The organism is Vibrio sp. MMH1-50 (genome assembly GCF_022347645.1).
Taxonomy (GTDB): Bacteria; Pseudomonadota; Gammaproteobacteria; order Enterobacterales; family Vibrionaceae; genus Vibrio; species Vibrio harveyi.
In genome coordinates this window covers 35,234-51,036 of record NZ_JAKRGG010000040.1, presented here as the reverse complement: position 1 = coordinate 51,036, position 15,803 = coordinate 35,234, and the positions used below count along the sequence as shown (strand labels likewise).

19 protein-coding genes are annotated in these 15,803 nt (G+C 47.0%); 5 read left to right on the top strand and 14 right to left on the bottom strand.

Going from position 1 to position 15,803, the window contains the following annotated elements; genetic code table 11:
* The 9 genes from MHO32_RS21805 to fkpA form a co-directional block, all read right to left on the bottom strand.
* Nucleotides 1-100 (bottom strand): GTP-binding protein (locus MHO32_RS21805; protein WP_139299542.1); only part of this gene is annotated, 100 nt, incomplete at its 3' end.
* 155 nt (nt 101-255) lie between these two features.
* Complete coding sequence (fusA, locus tag MHO32_RS21800) at nt 256-2,355, bottom strand: elongation factor G (RefSeq protein WP_005451470.1); 2,100 nt, start codon at nt 2,353-2,355, stop codon at nt 256-258.
* Between the two features lie 138 nt (nt 2,356-2,493).
* Nucleotides 2,494-2,964 (bottom strand): 30S ribosomal protein S7, encoded by a 471-nt coding sequence (gene rpsG / locus MHO32_RS21795; protein ID WP_005438390.1) that lies wholly within the window; start codon nt 2,962-2,964, stop codon nt 2,494-2,496.
* A 100-nt stretch (nt 2,965-3,064) separates the two neighbouring features.
* Nucleotides 3,065-3,439 (bottom strand): 30S ribosomal protein S12, encoded by a 375-nt coding sequence (rpsL, locus tag MHO32_RS21790; protein WP_004399892.1) that lies wholly within the window; start codon nt 3,437-3,439, stop codon nt 3,065-3,067.
* A 178-nt stretch (nt 3,440-3,617) separates the two neighbouring features.
* Entirely contained in the window at nt 3,618-3,893 is a 276-nt protein-coding gene (gene tusB, locus MHO32_RS21785) for a sulfurtransferase complex subunit TusB (protein WP_029789491.1), read from the bottom strand.
* Nucleotides 3,894-3,900: 7 nt separating this feature from the next.
* Nucleotides 3,901-4,257, bottom strand: coding sequence for a sulfurtransferase complex subunit TusC (gene tusC, locus MHO32_RS21780; RefSeq protein ID WP_053049256.1), 357 nt, complete (start codon nt 4,255-4,257; stop codon nt 3,901-3,903).
* A complete protein-coding gene (gene tusD, locus MHO32_RS21775) occupies nt 4,254-4,649 on the bottom strand; it encodes a sulfurtransferase complex subunit TusD (RefSeq protein ID WP_005438379.1) in 396 nt (131 codons plus the stop codon). Before tusD ends, tusC begins: the two co-directional genes overlap by 4 nt.
* Nucleotides 4,650-4,651: 2 nt before the next feature.
* Entirely contained in the window at nt 4,652-5,368 is a 717-nt protein-coding gene (locus MHO32_RS21770) for a helix-turn-helix transcriptional regulator (RefSeq protein ID WP_005438378.1), read from the bottom strand.
* A 144-nt stretch (nt 5,369-5,512) separates the two neighbouring features.
* Nucleotides 5,513-6,295, bottom strand: coding sequence for an FKBP-type peptidyl-prolyl cis-trans isomerase (gene fkpA / locus MHO32_RS21765; RefSeq protein WP_005451465.1), 783 nt, complete (start codon nt 6,293-6,295; stop codon nt 5,513-5,515).
* A gap of 128 nt (nt 6,296-6,423) precedes the next feature.
* Between fkpA and MHO32_RS21760 the strand changes: the two genes are divergently transcribed.
* Complete coding sequence (locus MHO32_RS21760) at nt 6,424-7,410, top strand: WD40 repeat domain-containing protein (RefSeq protein WP_239213911.1); 987 nt, start codon at nt 6,424-6,426, stop codon at nt 7,408-7,410.
* A complete protein-coding gene (locus tag MHO32_RS21755) occupies nt 7,407-7,634 on the top strand; it encodes a SlyX family protein (RefSeq protein WP_005451463.1) in 228 nt (75 codons plus the stop codon). The genes MHO32_RS21760 and MHO32_RS21755 overlap by 4 nt, the downstream gene beginning before the upstream one ends.
* A 94-nt stretch (nt 7,635-7,728) precedes the next feature.
* Here MHO32_RS21755 and MHO32_RS21750 read toward each other — a convergent pair whose 3' ends face one another.
* The 5 genes from MHO32_RS21750 to kefG all read right to left on the bottom strand — a co-directional run bounded on the left by MHO32_RS21750 (nt 7,729) and on the right by kefG (nt 12,068).
* Nucleotides 7,729-8,670 carry an isoaspartyl peptidase/L-asparaginase family protein gene (locus MHO32_RS21750; RefSeq protein WP_053049273.1) on the bottom strand — a complete coding sequence of 314 codons (942 nt, stop codon included), beginning with the start codon at nt 8,668-8,670 and terminating at the stop codon, nt 7,729-7,731.
* 130 nt (nt 8,671-8,800) lie between these two features.
* A complete protein-coding gene (gene slyD, locus MHO32_RS21745; protein ID WP_005432768.1) occupies nt 8,801-9,376 on the bottom strand; it encodes a peptidylprolyl isomerase in 576 nt (191 codons plus the stop codon).
* 88 nt (nt 9,377-9,464) lie between these two features.
* A complete protein-coding gene (locus MHO32_RS21740; protein WP_005432753.1) occupies nt 9,465-9,665 on the bottom strand; it encodes a YheV family putative zinc ribbon protein in 201 nt (66 codons plus the stop codon).
* A gap of 35 nt (nt 9,666-9,700) precedes the next feature.
* Nucleotides 9,701-11,497, bottom strand: coding sequence for a glutathione-regulated potassium-efflux system protein KefB (gene kefB, locus MHO32_RS21735; protein WP_005451461.1), 1,797 nt, complete (start codon nt 11,495-11,497; stop codon nt 9,701-9,703).
* Nucleotides 11,481-12,068, bottom strand: a complete 588-nt coding sequence (kefG, locus tag MHO32_RS21730; RefSeq protein WP_009697547.1) for a glutathione-regulated potassium-efflux system ancillary protein KefG — start codon at nt 12,066-12,068, stop codon at nt 11,481-11,483. The genes kefB and kefG overlap by 17 nt, the downstream gene beginning before the upstream one ends.
* A gap of 177 nt (nt 12,069-12,245) precedes the next feature.
* On the opposite strand from kefG, the gene MHO32_RS21725 reads away from it, so the two are divergent.
* The 3 genes from MHO32_RS21725 (at nt 12,246) to MHO32_RS21715 (ending at nt 15,749) form a co-directional block, all read left to right on the top strand.
* Nucleotides 12,246-14,165, top strand: coding sequence for an ABC transporter ATP-binding protein (locus MHO32_RS21725; protein ID WP_050936206.1), 1,920 nt, complete (start codon nt 12,246-12,248; stop codon nt 14,163-14,165).
* Complete coding sequence (locus MHO32_RS21720; RefSeq protein ID WP_239213905.1) at nt 14,162-14,641, top strand: TIGR02444 family protein; 480 nt, start codon at nt 14,162-14,164, stop codon at nt 14,639-14,641. The genes MHO32_RS21725 and MHO32_RS21720 overlap by 4 nt, the downstream gene beginning before the upstream one ends.
* A gap of 100 nt (nt 14,642-14,741) precedes the next feature.
* Nucleotides 14,742-15,749 carry a hydrolase gene (locus tag MHO32_RS21715; protein WP_009700452.1) on the top strand — a complete coding sequence of 336 codons (1,008 nt, stop codon included), beginning with the start codon at nt 14,742-14,744 and terminating at the stop codon, nt 15,747-15,749.
* Nucleotides 15,750-15,803: the final 54 nt, after the last annotated feature.

Genomic DNA, 15,803 nt, shown 5'->3' with positions numbered 1-15,803 from the left:
TACAGATAGCTGCAGTTAGAGTAGTTTTACCGTGGTCAACGTGGCCGATAGTACCAACGTTTACGTGCGGTTTTACACGTTCAAATTTTTCTTTAGACACAATCGTGTTCCTTCCTAGTTATGATTCGCCGTGATCATTATTGATCTCGACGCGCCAGAAATTGTTATTTTATGCGCCAACGCCTGTTAGCGCAATATTTGGACGCATTGATCTTTAAAAAAAGCTGGACTTTTTTTCAGCTCAAAGCGTTTTAATTAGTAACCACGGTCTGCAATGATTTTATCTGCGAAGTTTTTCGGTACTTCAGCGTACTCGTTAAACTCCATAGAGTAAGACGCACGGCCTTGAGTTGCAGAACGTAGGTCAGTTGCGTAACCAAACATCTCAGATAGTGGAACTTGAGCACGAATGATCTTAAGACCAGCCACACCTTCATCCATACCTTCGATCATACCGCGGCGGCGGTTTAGGTCACCAACAACGTCACCCATCCAATCTTCCGGCGTAGTTACTTCAACATTCATCATTGGTTCTAGAATCACAGGTTGTGCTTCTAGTGCACCTTTCTTGAATGCCATCGAGCCAGCGATCTTGAACGCCATCTCGCTTGAGTCAACATCGTGGTAAGAACCGTCAAATAGTGTTGCTTTAATATCTAGAACAGGGTAACCCGCTAGAACACCACTATTCATTTGTTCTTCGATACCTTTCGATACCGAGCTGATGTATTCCTTAGGAACCACACCACCCACAATCTCGTCTACGAATACGAAACCTTCACCAGGCTCTGAAGGTTCAAGTTTGATCCATACGTGACCGTATTGACCGCGACCGCCAGATTGACGAACGAACTTGCCTTCTACTTCCGCTTTACCACGAATGGTTTCACGGTAAGCAACCTGAGGTTTACCAACGTTACAGTCAACGCTGAATTCACGCTTCATACGGTCAACGATGATATCTAGGTGAAGCTCACCCATACCAGAGATCAGAGTCTGACCTGTTTCGTCATCCGTTTCCACGCGGAATGATGGGTCTTCCGCTGCCAGTTTACCTAGCGCGATACCCATTTTCTCTTGGTCTGCTTTAGAACGAGGTTCTACAGCGATCTGAATTACAGGTTCAGGGAATTCCATGCGCTCTAGAATCACTTTGTGGTTCTGGTCACATAGTGTGTCACCTGTTGTAACGTCTTTCAGACCGATAGCAGCTGCGATATCACCAGCGCGAACTTCTTTTACTTCTTCACGCTTGTTCGCATGCATCTGAACGATACGACCGAAACGCTCTTTCTTGTCTTTTACTGAGTTGTAAACAGCATCACCTGAGTTCACAACACCTGAGTAAACGCGCATGAAAGTTAGCGTGCCCACGAATGGGTCAGTCGCGATCTTGAATGCTAGTGCTGAGAACGGTTCGTTGTCGTCTGCGTGACGCTCAACTTCGTTCTCTCTTTCGTCGATACCTTTAATTGCAGGTACGTCGATTGGCGATGGCAAGAACTCGATCACTGCGTCTAGTACTGCTTGAACACCTTTGTTTTTGAACGCACTACCACAAGTAGCCAGTACGATTTCGTTGTTTAGTGTACGAGTACGTAGAGCTTGTTTGATCTCTGCTTCAGACAGTTCACCTTCTTCAAGGTACTTGTCCATTAGCTCTTCAGTTGCTTCTGCTGCCGCTTCAACTAGGTTGTTGCGCCATTCTTCTGCAAGCTCTTGCATGTCAGCTGGAATTTCGTCGTATGTGAACGACATACCTTGGTCGGCTTCATTCCAGTTGATCATCTTCATCTTGATAAGGTCGATAACACCACGGAAATCATCTTCTGCACCAACGTTTAGTTGGATTGGAACAGGATTCGCACCAAGACGGTTTTTAATTTGGTCCACAACGCGTAGGAAGTCAGCGCCTGCACGGTCCATCTTGTTAACAAATACCATACGTGGAACGTGGTACTTGTCAGCTTGACGCCATACAGTTTCAGACTGAGGTTCAACACCAGATGAACCACAGAACACAACAACTGCACCATCAAGTACGCGTAGAGAACGCTCTACTTCGATAGTAAAGTCAACGTGTCCAGGAGTGTCGATGATGTTAACGCGGTGCTCTTGGAATTGTGCTTCCATACCACGCCAGAAGGTAGTAGTCGCCGCAGACGTGATTGTGATACCACGTTCTTGCTCCTGCTCCATCCAGTCCATGGTTGCTGCGCCATCGTGAACTTCACCGATTTTATGAGACAGACCAGTGTAGAACAGAATACGTTCAGTAGTGGTTGTTTTACCTGCATCTACGTGAGCACAGATACCGATGTTACGGTAGCGCTCAATAGGAGTTTTGCGAGCCACGATTGAATCCTCTTAACTTAGAGATAGGGACTATTGCTATAACTAAAAAATACTATCCCCTAGATATAGCAATAGTTCCTAGCATAGGCATAGGAACTAAAGAAGTGCTGCAAGGAACCTTGCAGCACTGAAAAGGTATTACCAACGGTAATGAGCGAACGCTTTGTTTGCGTCAGCCATGCGGTGAACGTCTTCACGTTTCTTAACCGCAGTACCTTTGTTCTCAGACGCGTCTAGCATTTCAGCAGCTAGGCGTTGAGCCATAGATTTTTCACCACGCTTACGCGCAGCTTCAACCAACCAACGCATAGCAAGTGCGTTACGGCGAACCGGACGTACTTCTACAGGTACTTGGTAAGTTGAACCACCTACACGGCGAGATTTAACTTCTACCGCTGGGCGAACATTTTCAAGAGCTTCTTCAAAAATAGCTAAGTGGTCTTTACCAGACTTTTCAGCCATAGAATCTAGTGCAGTGTAAACGATTTTTTCTGCAGTAGATTTTTTACCGTCAACCATTAGGATGTTAACGAATTTTGCCAGCAGTTCAGATTTGAACTTTGGATCTGGAAGGATCTTACGCTGACCAATGACGCGACGACGTGGCATGGATTTTCTCCGTTGTCTTCTTCAGGTTTTATCCAAAACTTTTCAGTTTTTTCAAAAAATTAAAAATAATTTAGTGTTTGGCCTTACTTAACGGAATCCATTAAGACTTAGGACGCTTCACACCGTACTTAGAACGACCTTGTTTACGGTCGTTAACGCCAGCACAGTCAAGTGCACCGCGAACAGTGTGGTAACGTACACCCGGAAGGTCTTTTACACGACCGCCACGGATTAGTACAACACTGTGCTCTTGAAGGTTGTGACCTTCACCGCCGATGTACGATGTAACTTCGAAGCCGTTTGTCAGACGTACACGACAAACTTTACGAAGTGCTGAGTTAGGTTTTTTAGGTGTAGTAGTGTAAACACGAGTACATACACCACGTTTTTGTGGGCACGCTTCTAGTGCAGGCACGTTGCTTTTAACAACTTGCTTTGCACGTGGCTTACGTACCAACTGGTTAATAGTTGCCATTAACTAGCTCCTGATTTACTTGAAAGTAAGCTTTGTGAAAAATCTATCCCTAACAGCGGTTGGCAGTTAGGGACGCAAAATTCTATGCAGCAGTGAGAGGTGTGTCAAGAAATATACGGATCTTTTTTGTTCAATTAGGGCAATTAATCCGTAAAGCTCAATCGACAGGAAAGAAGGGTTAATCCCAAGTCAGAGATTTGGCTTGTTTTGCTGTTAGTTCAACAAAGCCAGCATAGCCAATCACCTCAATAGATGGGCTGATACGATTGCTCATGCCGCGGGCTTCAATATCGCTTTGCAGCGCAAACATTGATGGACCTTTTACCTTGCTGAATGCCTTATGCTGAGGGTTCGCAGCGTACACGGCATCTTCAATCAACAAGACATCATCTTGCTCACTGTACAGTGCCATTGCATCGTCTAATGCAGCTACGGATTTGATGATATGTAACATGGCTTCCTCAGAATGACAGCAGTTTGCCCGCTTGTTGTAGTTGAGCTTTTAGTTGCTCTGTATTTAGCGTCTCTGCATCAATGACTAAATCGGCTTGAGCCAAGCCACGCTCGGCAAGCGAATCGGCACAAACAAACACTTGCTCAATGTCGTACAAGTCGAACAACTTCAACATTGGAGCGTAGTCTTTGCTTAAGATGCCTTTAGGCTCTTGTCCAAGCAGTAACTGATACACACCATCCCCAACAAATAGAACGGTGATGTCTTCACAGTACGCAGACGCTGCTAACAGCGCATCCACACCTTCACGCCCTGCATTGTTACCATGAGGCGCGCTACGAAATAGGTAAGTTAACTGACTCAAAACTGCACCACTCTATCTTGCGTTAACATGGCTTCGGCTAAGCTCCCCAAACCGGCTTGCTCGAACCCTGTCGCTAGGTTGTTCTGCTCAAGACCATGTTGATTCGCCTCATCTTCGCTGATGATGCCGCGACGCAAAGCGGCTGCTACGCAGGTTTCCAGACGAACATCGTGTTGCTGTGCGAGTGATTGCCATGCTTTGGTTAGGTCAAACTCGTCGTTGGCAGGCACGCTCAAAGCCGTACCATTAGTGACGCCATCTTGGTAAAAGAACACACTCACCAGAGTATGTCCTTGTTCAATTACCGCTTGTGCGAATTGATATGCGCTGCGCGCCGATTGACTGCCGTAAACCGGCCCGTTCACTACCAGCGTGTAAGTTAATCCACTCACGCTTATTCGTCCTCAGTCTTACGCTGACGAATGTATAGGTAAACGGTGTGTTTAGAGATATTCAGGCGATCTGCGACACGGTTGATAGCGTCTTTGATATCGAAAATACCTTTGTCGTACAGTTCCATCACTATCTGACGGTTTTTGGTGTTGTTCGAGACGGATTTGTCGGCGTTGATCTCTTCAATCGTACGCTCAACCGTTTGGTCTACGAGTTCTTCAACATCACTTGCGAAGTTAACGGATGACGCCGCTTCTTTCGCTTCTTGCGTTGGCATGAAAGATTGCAGCACTTGAGAGAAAGGCGCATCAAGGTTGACGTTGATACAAAGCAAACCAATCACACGGTTTTCGCCGTTACGAATAGCAACGGTGATCGACTTCATTAATACGCCGCCTTTAGCGCGGGTGAAGTACGAACGTGAGAAGTTACGCTCAGAACCTTCGATGTCTTTCAGCATCTTAAGTGCTAAGTCAGTGATAGGAGAACCTACCTGACGACCGGTGTTCTCACCGTTAGCGATTTTGATTGCAGAGGTATTGAGGTCTTCCAGTGAGTGAAGAACGATCTCACAGAACGGACCAATAAGACTGGCAATGCCGTCAACGACCGCTTCGTAAGATCTCAAGATGATTTTATCGTGCTCGGTAAATGGCATCACGTTGACAGATTCCATTTCGAGCAACATTTCCGCATTTATTGTTTCTGTAGTTGTCATAAGCCTTCGAGCGAAAAATCAACAAATTGGTGTAAGTTTATCAGAAAATTTGAAAGGCAACCTAGCAAACTCACCAACTAGTGACCTAGAACAAAAAAGGCCCGTAAAACGGACCTTTTTTCATCGAGTTATCGCTAAGGATAATTATTGAGCAGCGTTGTCGTTCTCAATTTTTAGTAGCTCAACTTCGAATACTAGCGTTGAGTTAGCAGGAATGCTCGGTGTGTCTTGGTCACCGTATGCTAGCTCTGGCGGGATAACGAATTTGAACTTAGAACCTACAGGCATTAGCTGAACACCTTCAGTCCAACCTGGGATTACGCGGTTTAGTGGGAACGTTGCTGGTTCACCACGATCGTAAGAGCTGTCGAATTGAGTACCGTCGATCAGAGTACCTTTGTAGTGTACTTGAACTGTGTCGGTGTCTTTTGGCTTCTCGCCTTCAGCCGGTGTTTCAACTTTGTATAGAAGACCAGATTCTGTCTTCACTACGCCTTCTTGCTTCTCGAATTCCGCACGGAAGTCATCACCAGCTTTCTTCGCTTCAGCTGCTTTCTCAGCCGCTTGCTTTTGCATAGTTTCTGCAACACGCTTGTCTAGAGATTCTAGAGCGGCACGAGTTTCTTCTTCGTTTAGCGCTGCTTTATCTTTAAATACGTCTTCGATACCTTTAAGAACTAGGTCTTTGTTTAGGTTGATGCCAATTTCGCTTGGTTTTTCAATGCTAGTGCTTAGGTAGTTAGCAAATGAAACACCGATCGCGTAAGCCGCTTTGTCATCGTCTGTTTTAAAGTGAACTGCTTTACCAGTTTCTGCTTGAACTTGTTCTGCTTGAGGTGCTGCTTCTGGTTTTGTTTCTTCTTTTTGACAACCTACCGCTAGCATTACTGTTGCAGCAAGTAGCGACACTTTTAAAACTGATTTCATTAAATTCTCCCAATAATGGCTTAGCCACTGGTTGTTGTGCACAAATCTTCTATGAGACTAGTGAAGACAATCGTTATACCAATATACTAGCTATATGTCTTAAGACACAAACCGGATTATTAGATGTGATGCAAAGAATTTCTCATTTATTCCTATATTTAATTGTCATCACCACGTTAAATGGATGCTTTTTTACCGATCGTGATGTTCAACGTTGGTCACTCGAACCACAAGGTTCCACCAGCTTTGCGCTCAGCCGAGATGGTCGATTTGCGCTGCTGTACTCCAAAGAGCACCAATTGGTTCTTTGGGATTTGGAGCAAAACAAACAACTCGCAAAGCTGGGTGAACTCGATCAAGCCGCCAACGTGGTCTCCCATATTCGCATTTCAGACAATGGTCGTTATGCAGTCACAGCAAGCCAAATGAACTTCGCTGTGTGGGATCTCGGATGGACTCAAGCTGAAGGGCTGTGGTCTATCGATGACGCGCTGATTCGAGACGTTGATATCACCAGTAACGGTGAACAGGTATTACTTGGACTGTCCAACGGTAAAGCGATTTACGTCAACTTAGTCACTGGTCGTCGGCTAGAGTTCCTTGCGCACCAAGAAAAAGTCAATTCTGTCGCTATCTCGCCCAACGGTCGCTTCGCTCTCACAGGTGGCAACGACTACAAAGCGTATCTGTGGGATACCGAAACAGGGCTGGTATTGCGTACCTTTGAGCACGACCAACGCGTAGTCAGAGTCGCTTTACAGAGAGATGGCAAACTGGCCATGACCTCAGACGGTGGCAACCAAGCCATCATCTGGAATTTAGAGACGGGTGAAGAAGTCACGCAACTGAGCAGTTGGTCTCGTCAGTTAATCTTTTCGACGGCGCGCTTCTCCGATGATGGCAGCTTGTTAGTAACTGGCACACCTTCAGGTCGTGTGATGGTGTGGGAAACCCAGACCGGCAAACGCGTCGATGGATTTGAAGTTGAGCCGAAAAAAGATACTCGCCCTCCCCGCGCGGTCGTGTATGATGCAGCCTTTGATTCCAAGCAACGTGTAATTACTGCCACTTCTGCGGGCATTGCCCAAGCTTGGCAGCTAGAGAACGGATCATGACAGATAAAATCATTCAGCAATTGGAAGCACGCATCAATGACTTAGAATGTCAGCTTGCGTTCCAAGAACAGACTATTGAAGATCTGAACGGCGCCTTGTCGCAGCAACAACTGCAAATTACCAAGATGCTCGATCAGATGAAATATGTGGTAGGTAAAGTGAAAAATATGGACTCGTCGAATTTAGCCGATCCGTCAGAAGAAACCCCACCACCGCATTATTAAAATGCAGGCTCAAATAGCATAAAGCCCAGAACGTGTTCTGGGCTTTGTTGTATTCGCTACTTAAAAATGTTGCTTAGGAATGAGCGGGACGAAATTATTCGTCTGCGTAGATTTTAACGGTCAGCTCGCCTTGCGTATTGATGCCAGCTCGGTACATGCCAGAACTGTTCATCGCAAAGTGCAGCTCACCTTTAGCATCAATTGCAATCAAACCACCTTCGCCGCCCATTGCTTTTAAATCACCCTGAATAATGTGTTCGCACGCCGTATGAACGTCTTCTTGCAAATAACGCATGCGTGCTGCAACGTCTTCCGCAACACGTTTACGAATAAAGAACTCACCGACGCCCGTAGTGGAAACCGCGACGACACCATTCTCTGCCACCGTACCACAACCAATCAGAGCGGAGTCTCCCACTCGACCGTATTTCTTGTTGGTCACGCCACCAGTACTGGTGGCAGCGGCTAAGTTGCCTTGTTGGTCCAAAGCCACCGCACCAACCGTACCGTGCTTACGATCATCTGGGTAACGAGATTCCGACAGAGCAAACAGTCCTTTCTCACGCATAGACAGCAACTGCTCATAGCGGCGATCGGTAAAGAAGTAATCCTGCTCGGTGTACTCATGACCTTGTTCAAAAGCAAACTTCTCTGCGCCCTCGCCCACCAACAATACATGGTTGCTGTTTCGCATCACGTCACGAGCGAGTTCAATGGGGTTTCTGATATGACGCACCCCAGCGACTGCCCCTGCGGCTTGATGTCGACCATCCATCACAGAGGCATCCATTTCGACCATCTCGTTATGGGTCAGTACCGAGCCTCTACCCGCATTAAAATTAGGAGAGTCTTCCAGCACTTTCACTGCCGCCACGACCGCATCTATGGCTTCACCACCTGTTGCTAGGATTTGATGCCCTGCTTTTACCGCAGCTTCTAAATCCGCCAAGATGGATTGTTGCAGTTCGTCACTCATCTGTTCACGCAAGATAGTGCCTGCACCGCCATGAATGGCAATCGAGAAAGGTTTCGTCATCGCTTTGTCCAACTGTTATTCCTTGTATGATTGGCACTACACCCCAGATAAACAAAAAGCGCAAGTTGAAACCTCAACTTGCGCTTTTTAAAGCTTTGCTAGATAGCGTTATCTAGTGAAGAGCGTGCGATTAGTGAGAACCGCAACCGCCGCCGCCACAACATTCGTGGTCGTCAGCTTTTTCTTCGCCACCGCAGCAGCCGCCTTCGTGATCGTGGTCGTGACCGCCACAACAGCCACCACCTTGGTGGATGTGACCGTGTTCGATCTCTTCAGCTGTCGCTTCACGAGTAGCCATAACTTCTACTTCGAAAGTTAGTGTTTGACCAGCTAGCATGTGGTTGCCGTCTACAACAACTTCGTCGCCGTCTACTTCAGTTACTTCTACAGGGATTGGACCTTGGTCAGTATCTGCTAGAAAACGCATGCCAACTTCGATTTGGTCAACGCCTTGGAATACGTCTGCAGGAACACGTTGCACTAGTGCATCGTTGTGGTCGCCGTACGCATCTTCAGGAGCTACTGTTACTGAGAACTTGTCGCCAGCCACTTTACCTTCTAGTTCTTTCTCAAGACCAGTGATTAGGTTGTTGTGACCGTGAAGGTAATCAAGAGGTGCTTCAGAAGTTGATTGATCAACAACAACACCGTCTTCCAACATTACTTTGTATGCAAGGCTTGCAACAACGTTCTTTTCAATTTTCATACTAACTCCAGGGAGATTAATTGACCTAACCAGAATGGGGTTAAGTACCGAGATGATAGTATTATGGGGATCAATTAACGAAGTTCAATTACTCAGGCTTAAAAATCCCGATCATTTCTTGTTCTGAGTGTTTATTTTTTTCTACAGATTGCGGTTTACGCTGCTCGGTATAATCGCAGTCGACACACTCAACCAGCTCAATGTTGTTATCAATCCACCAGCGCAGAGTATCTTGCTGACTGCATTGCGGGCAGCTTGCACCCGCGATAAAACGTTTCTTGGCTTTCACTTTTGTTCCTTTTCCCGCCTAATGCTGCGCGGGTACTACTTCCAATGATTTGGCGACTGTTGGTCGCTTTCCATTTCACGACCGAAGATTTCTTCTAGTTCTTTACGTGCTTCTTTCGAGCGTTGAGCGAGCTCTTTATCCTCATTATGCTGAGGCAATAAGTCTTTGAGCATAGCATTATCTAGCTTGCGAAAATGTGCTTCTGCCCGCTTTGCTTGATACGGGTGCATGCCTAATTCTACGAGCGCTTGGCGACCTAGATCTAATGCGCCTAAAAAGGTTTCTCGCGAGTAATTTTGCACGCCGTGGTTCATTAACTGGTAGGCTTCTACGCGGCTGCGAGCACGGGCAAGGATCTTCAACTTCGGAAAGTGCGCACGGCAAATGTCGACAATCGCCATCACCTCATCTGGTGAGTCGGTACAGATCACTAAGGCTTCTGCTTTATCCGCTCCCGCGGCGCGTAACAAATCAATCTGAGTCGCATCACCATAAAACACCTTATAACCGTATTTACGCAGCAAGTGGATTTGGCTCGCGTCACTTTCTAGTACTGTTACTTTGATCTTGTTGGCGTACATCAAGCGGCCGACAATCTGACCAAAACGACCAAAGCCCGCGATGATCACACGTGGTCGACGATCCACCACATTGGTCGTGACGCTCTCTTCTTCTTGGTTAAGCGTGTGCGCAAACCATTTTTTCTGTCCCATGAGCAGCAGCGGCGTGGTCACCATCGACAAGCTCACCACCACCAACAAAAAGGCAACTTGCTCCTTGGTTAAGATACCTTCTTGACTTGCCGCGGTGAAAATTACAAACGCAAACTCACCACCTTGGCTCAAAATCGCCGCCATACGACTGCGCGATTTCGCACGGACTCGAGCAGTGCGAGCCAAGACGTACAGAACTAAACCTTTGACCACCACGAGAGCAATCACGGCACCAATAATTGCGAACGGTTGCAAGGCTAATAAACCAAGATTCACTGCCATACCCACAGCAATAAAGAACAAGCCAAGCAGTAGACCTTTAAACGGTTCAATCGCAATTTCTAGTTCATGACGGTATTCACTTTCTGCCAGTAACACACCCGCTAAGAAAGTACCGAGTGCCATCGACAGCCCCAGCTTTTGCATCGCAACAGAAATACCAAGTACGACTAGGAGGGCGGCAACGGTGAAGAGTTCTCGCACACCACTCATCACCACAAAACGGAACAAAGGACGTAAGAGGAAATGACCGCCAACTAATAACGCAGCCACACTGCCTAATACCCAAATAGCATCTAACCAATCACCACCGCTTTGACCACCGGCGAGTAATGGCAGCATGGCGAGCATCGGGATGACGGCAATATCTTGGAACAGCAACACAGCAAAACCAGATTGTCCGGTTTCCGTGCCGGCTTGCCCCTGTTCTTCGATCACTTTTAGTGCAATCGCGGTGGACGAGAGTGCCAAGCCCATACCGATCACTAAGCTCACTTGCATGCTCAATCCAAACAGGCTGACGATGCTGCCTATCACCGCCGTGGTGACAATAACTTGAGCGCCACCCAGACCGAGGATTGGTCCGCGCATCTGCCATAACTTTTTGGGGTTCAGTTCCAAACCAATTAAGAACAGCAGCAACACCACCCCGAGTTCGGCGAAGTGGAGAATCGCGTCCACATCACTGATTAACCCCAGCCCCCAAGGACCAATTAGAACGCCTGCAATCAGGTAGCCAAGCACAGAGCCCAGACCAAGTCGCTGGGCAATCGGCACTGCAATAACGGCAGCAGAAAGGAATACCACACTACTTTGAAGAAACTCACTGGTTATCGCCATGGTAACCTCCTTGCTCATCCCACTCTCTCAGAGGGTTGTTCAGCCATTGACGATATTGTTCAGCATGCTGATAACGTTCGATGTCCGATACATTGCGCGACCAGTACAGCACTAAAGGCTCAATCCAATGCATCTGACATAAAGCGGCAGTCAGTTCAAACGGTTGTAGAATTTGCTCAAGTGGGTATTTGTTGTACCCCATCGGGCTGAACGCATCCTCTTTACCGCCAGTAGTGATCACACTGCGCCAGTACTTACCCGCTAATGCGCTACCATCACCAAATGCAAAGCCTTTGCCCAACACACGGTCCATCCACTCTTTCAACAGTGCGGGACAGGAATACATATAGAGAGGATGATGAAAAACGATCACATCGTGCGTCATCAGCAGATCGTGTTCGTAGTTCACATCAATAAAGAAATCAGGGTACGCGCCATAAAGATCGTGCACGGTGACATGACCCAGTGATTCGATTTTTTTAATCATCACTTGGTTGGCAATGGAGTTTTGCGGTTCTGGGTGAGCATAAATAACCAGAACCCTCGGAGGAATGGGCGTAGCAACAGCCAAATGGTCGTCCTTGTGTTGATTTCTCAGGGAAAATTATCGTTATCAGTTTGTTATACTTTTTTGTATAGCATAATGCAATTAAAGCGCAGAGATCGACTTTTCCCGCCAATACCCCTACTATTCACCGCGAGATCAACGACCAAGAAACGCGCACTGCGCAAAGTGAATTAAAACTCTATGATTACCTTCTCTGATATTCAGTTACTGCGTGGCGGTAAACCTCTTTTAGACCAAGCATCTGCAACCATTCACCCAGGCGACAAAGTGGGTCTGGTTGGTAAAAATGGCTGTGGTAAATCAACTCTGTTTGCCCTACTAAAAGATGAACTGTCGATTGATGCAGGCTCATTTAGCCAACCTCAACATTGGGAATTGGCTTGGGTTGCACAGGAAACGCCAGCACTCGACCGTAGTGCACTGGAATACGTGATTGATGGTGATCGTGAGTTCCGCGATCTTGAAGCTCAACTGGCGATCGCCGAAGAGAAAGACAACGGCACCCTAGTTGCGGAGATCCACGGCAAAATTGAAACCATTGGCGGTTACAGCATTCGCGCACGTGCTGCCGAACTGCTTGATGGTCTGGGCTTTAGCCAAGAGCAAATGAGTTGGAACCTGACTCAGTTCTCGGGTGGTTGGCGTATGCGCCTTAACTTGGCTCAAGCGCTATTGTGTCGTTCTGATCTACTGTTACTCGACGAACCAACCAACCACTTGGATTTGGACGCGGTAATGTGGCTAGAGCGCTGGCTACAAAACTACCCTGGTACGCTGATTCTGATCTCGCACGACCGTGACTTCTTGGACCCGATCGTTGGTCGCATCATTCACATCGAAAACCAGCAGTTGAACGAATACACGGGTAACTACTCGTCATTCGAAAACCAACGCGCACAAAAGATGGTGCTGCAACAAGCGATGTTCGAGAAGCAACAGAAACAGATGTCGCACATGCAAAGCTATATTGACCGCTTCCGTTACAAAGCATCCAAAGCGCGCCAAGCACAAAGCCGTATTAAAGCGCTGGAGCGTATGGAGAAGGTACTGCCAGCGCAGTTCGATAACCCATTTAGTTTCCAGTTCCGCGATCCTGCAGCCCTACCAAACCCAATCATGATGATGGATGAAGTATCGGCAGGCTACGGTGACAACCTGATCTTAGAGAAGATCCGCCTTAACTTAGTGCCGGGCAGCCGTATTGGTCTACTTGGTCGTAACGGCGCGGGTAAATCAACCTTGATCAAATTGCTGTCTGGTGAGCTCAAAGCGCAAGGCGGTGATCTCACTTATTCACAAGGCGTGAAGATCGGTTACTTCGCTCAGCACCAACTAGAAACACTGCACCCAGAAGAAACACCGCTGCAACACATGATGCAAATCGCACCGGATCAAACCGAGCAGCAGCTACGTGATTACCTAGGTAGCTTTGGTTTCCAAGGTGATAAAGCACTTGAGAAAGTCGCACCGTTTTCTGGTGGTGAAAAAGCACGTTTGGTATTGGCATTAATTGTGTGGCAGAAACCGAACCTATTGCTACTCGATGAACCGACCAACCACTTGGACTTGGACATGCGCCAAGCACTGACCATGGCACTGCAAACATTCGAAGGTGCAATGGTGATTGTTTCGCACGACCGTTACCTATTGCGCGCAACCACAGATGATTTGTACCTTGTGCACGATCGCCAAGTCGCACCATTCGACGGTGACTTGAGTGATTACTACAAGTGGTTGACCGAGCAACAAAAAGCCGAGCGTAAAGAAGCACAAGCGGCTCAGCCAGTTAAAGATAACGCCAACAGTGCAGCGGCGAAAAAAGAGCAAAAGCGACGCGAAGCAGAATTTCGTAAGCAGACCGCACCAATTCGCAAAACGCTGACACAGTTAGAAAACAAAATGGATAAGTTAGGTGAAGCTCTAGCGAAAGCAGAAGAGCAATTAGCGGATAACTCGCTGTATGAAGCCGAAAACAAGGCTAAACTTAACGAAGTGTTGGCGCTTCAAGCTTCTAGCAAAGCAGATCTTGAAGAAGTAGAAATGGAATGGATGTCTGCCCAAGAAACACTCGAGCAGATGGAACTAGAGTTTAATCAATGACAAACGAGCACGCAGAATACACTCTTACCCTAGAACACCTTTGGCAGTTCAGTCTGCAATTTTATGGTGTGCGAGAAGTGAAGGAAGCGTGCTTATCATTGCAAAACAACTACCACGGCAACGTGAACCTATTACTGCTGCTCAGATGGCTCGATGAGCAGCAGGTGATTTTCCAAGAGCAAGATTGGCATTTAATTCAAGGCTGTCTTGGTCGAAGTGAAACCCTGCTCCACTCTTACCGTGAACTTCGTCGCCACCTCAAATCACAAGTTAATGACGCGCTTTATCGTGAAGCATTGCAGTTCGAATTACAGCTCGAAAAACAGCAACAGTCCGACCTCGTCGACTGCGTCAACTCACTCAAATTAGTCAAGAATGATGGCGAACCACTGACGCTGAGATACTGTCGCCAGTTAGGTGGAGAGCATCTGCAACAGGCATTCTCCATTCCAGTTCCAAACATTCAATATCCATAAATCAGTCATAAACCAGTAAAATATCTATACTAAAGCTATAAAGGATTATATTAATAAGTTCTTCAGCGAACATTGAAGGACCATATAAGAGCAGTTAGGTATGACACAATTTTTCGCAGCCGCCGGGATTAAGAACCCGCATCTTCAGACGCTATTGCCACGCTTTATCCGCAAGAAAGCGTTGTTTACGCCTATTTGGCAAACACTCGATACACCGGATGGTGACTTCTTAGATTTGGCGTGGTCACAACAGCCAGATTCTGAAGCCGCTCACAACAAACCAATCTTCGTCCTCTTTCATGGCTTAGAAGGATGCTTCTATAGTCCGTATGCGAACGGTTTGATGAACGCCTTCTCTAAATCGGGTTGGCTATCAGTGATGATGCACTTTCGTGGTTGCAGCGGTAAGCCAAACAAGAAAGCCCGCGCCTATCATTCTGGCGAAGTAACGGATGCTCGTTTCTTTCTTCAGCAACTCAATCAGCAATTCCCTAACAACCCTAAAGTTGCGGTCGGCATTTCCCTTGGCGGTAACATGCTGGCGAACTACTTGGCTGAGTATAAAGACGACCCAATATTAAGTGCCGCAACCATTGTCTCTGCACCACTGGACTTAGCAGCATGTGCCAATCGTATTGAACAGGGCTTCTCGAAAGTTTACCGACGTTACTTGCTCTCTTCACTCAAACGCAATGCACTGCAAAAGCACGACTTAATCCAAGGTGAACTCGCCTTGTCGTATAACTCGATCAAACGCGTGACTCGCTTGTATGAATTTGATGACTTGATCACCGCGCCTCTGCATGGTTTTAAAGACGCACAAGATTATTACGATCAATGTTCAGGCTTAAGTAAGTTGCAACAGATCACCTTGCCAACCTTGATCATCCACGCCAAAGACGATCCGTTTATGACCGAAGAGGTGATCCCAAAATTCGTATTGCCAGACAACATTGATTATCGGCTTTATGAACATGGTGGACACGTTGGCTTCCTGACGGGCACGGCATTAAAACCTAAATTCTGGTTAGAAGAAGCATTACCGGCTTATTACGAAAGTATCGCCGCTGAGTACCTTTCTGCTGTATCCGTGCCACGAACACAGTAAACTATCTAGGCGCGCCAGACATCAATAACCTAAGAGGCGCGCTTAAACATCATA

Excerpts from the sequence above, each read along its gene's own strand:
- MHO32_RS21720 (WP_239213905.1), top strand. The coding sequence starts at position 14,162 with ATGACAAACGAGCACGCAGAATACACTCTTACCCTAGAACACCTTTGG.
- MHO32_RS21770 (WP_005438378.1), bottom strand. The coding sequence starts at position 5,368 with ATGACAACTACAGAAACAATAAATGCGGAAATGTTGCTCGAAATGGAA.
- MHO32_RS21715 (WP_009700452.1), top strand. The coding sequence starts at position 14,742 with ATGACACAATTTTTCGCAGCCGCCGGGATTAAGAACCCGCATCTTCAG.
- MHO32_RS21755 (WP_005451463.1), top strand. The coding sequence starts at position 7,407 with ATGACAGATAAAATCATTCAGCAATTGGAAGCACGCATCAATGACTTA.
- kefB (WP_005451461.1), bottom strand. The coding sequence starts at position 11,497 with ATGGCGATAACCAGTGAGTTTCTTCAAAGTAGTGTGGTATTCCTTTCT.
- rpsL (WP_004399892.1), bottom strand. The coding sequence starts at position 3,439 with ATGGCAACTATTAACCAGTTGGTACGTAAGCCACGTGCAAAGCAAGTT.
- MHO32_RS21750 (WP_053049273.1), bottom strand. The coding sequence starts at position 8,670 with ATGACGAAACCTTTCTCGATTGCCATTCATGGCGGTGCAGGCACTATC.
- tusB (WP_029789491.1), bottom strand. The coding sequence starts at position 3,893 with ATGTTACATATCATCAAATCCGTAGCTGCATTAGACGATGCAATGGCA.
- MHO32_RS21725 (WP_050936206.1), top strand. The coding sequence starts at position 12,246 with ATGATTACCTTCTCTGATATTCAGTTACTGCGTGGCGGTAAACCTCTT.
- fkpA (WP_005451465.1), bottom strand. The coding sequence starts at position 6,295 with ATGAAATCAGTTTTAAAAGTGTCGCTACTTGCTGCAACAGTAATGCTA.
- rpsG (WP_005438390.1), bottom strand. The coding sequence starts at position 2,964 with ATGCCACGTCGTCGCGTCATTGGTCAGCGTAAGATCCTTCCAGATCCA.
- slyD (WP_005432768.1), bottom strand. The coding sequence starts at position 9,376 with ATGAAAATTGAAAAGAACGTTGTTGCAAGCCTTGCATACAAAGTAATG.
- MHO32_RS21760 (WP_239213911.1), top strand. The coding sequence starts at position 6,424 with ATGCAAAGAATTTCTCATTTATTCCTATATTTAATTGTCATCACCACG.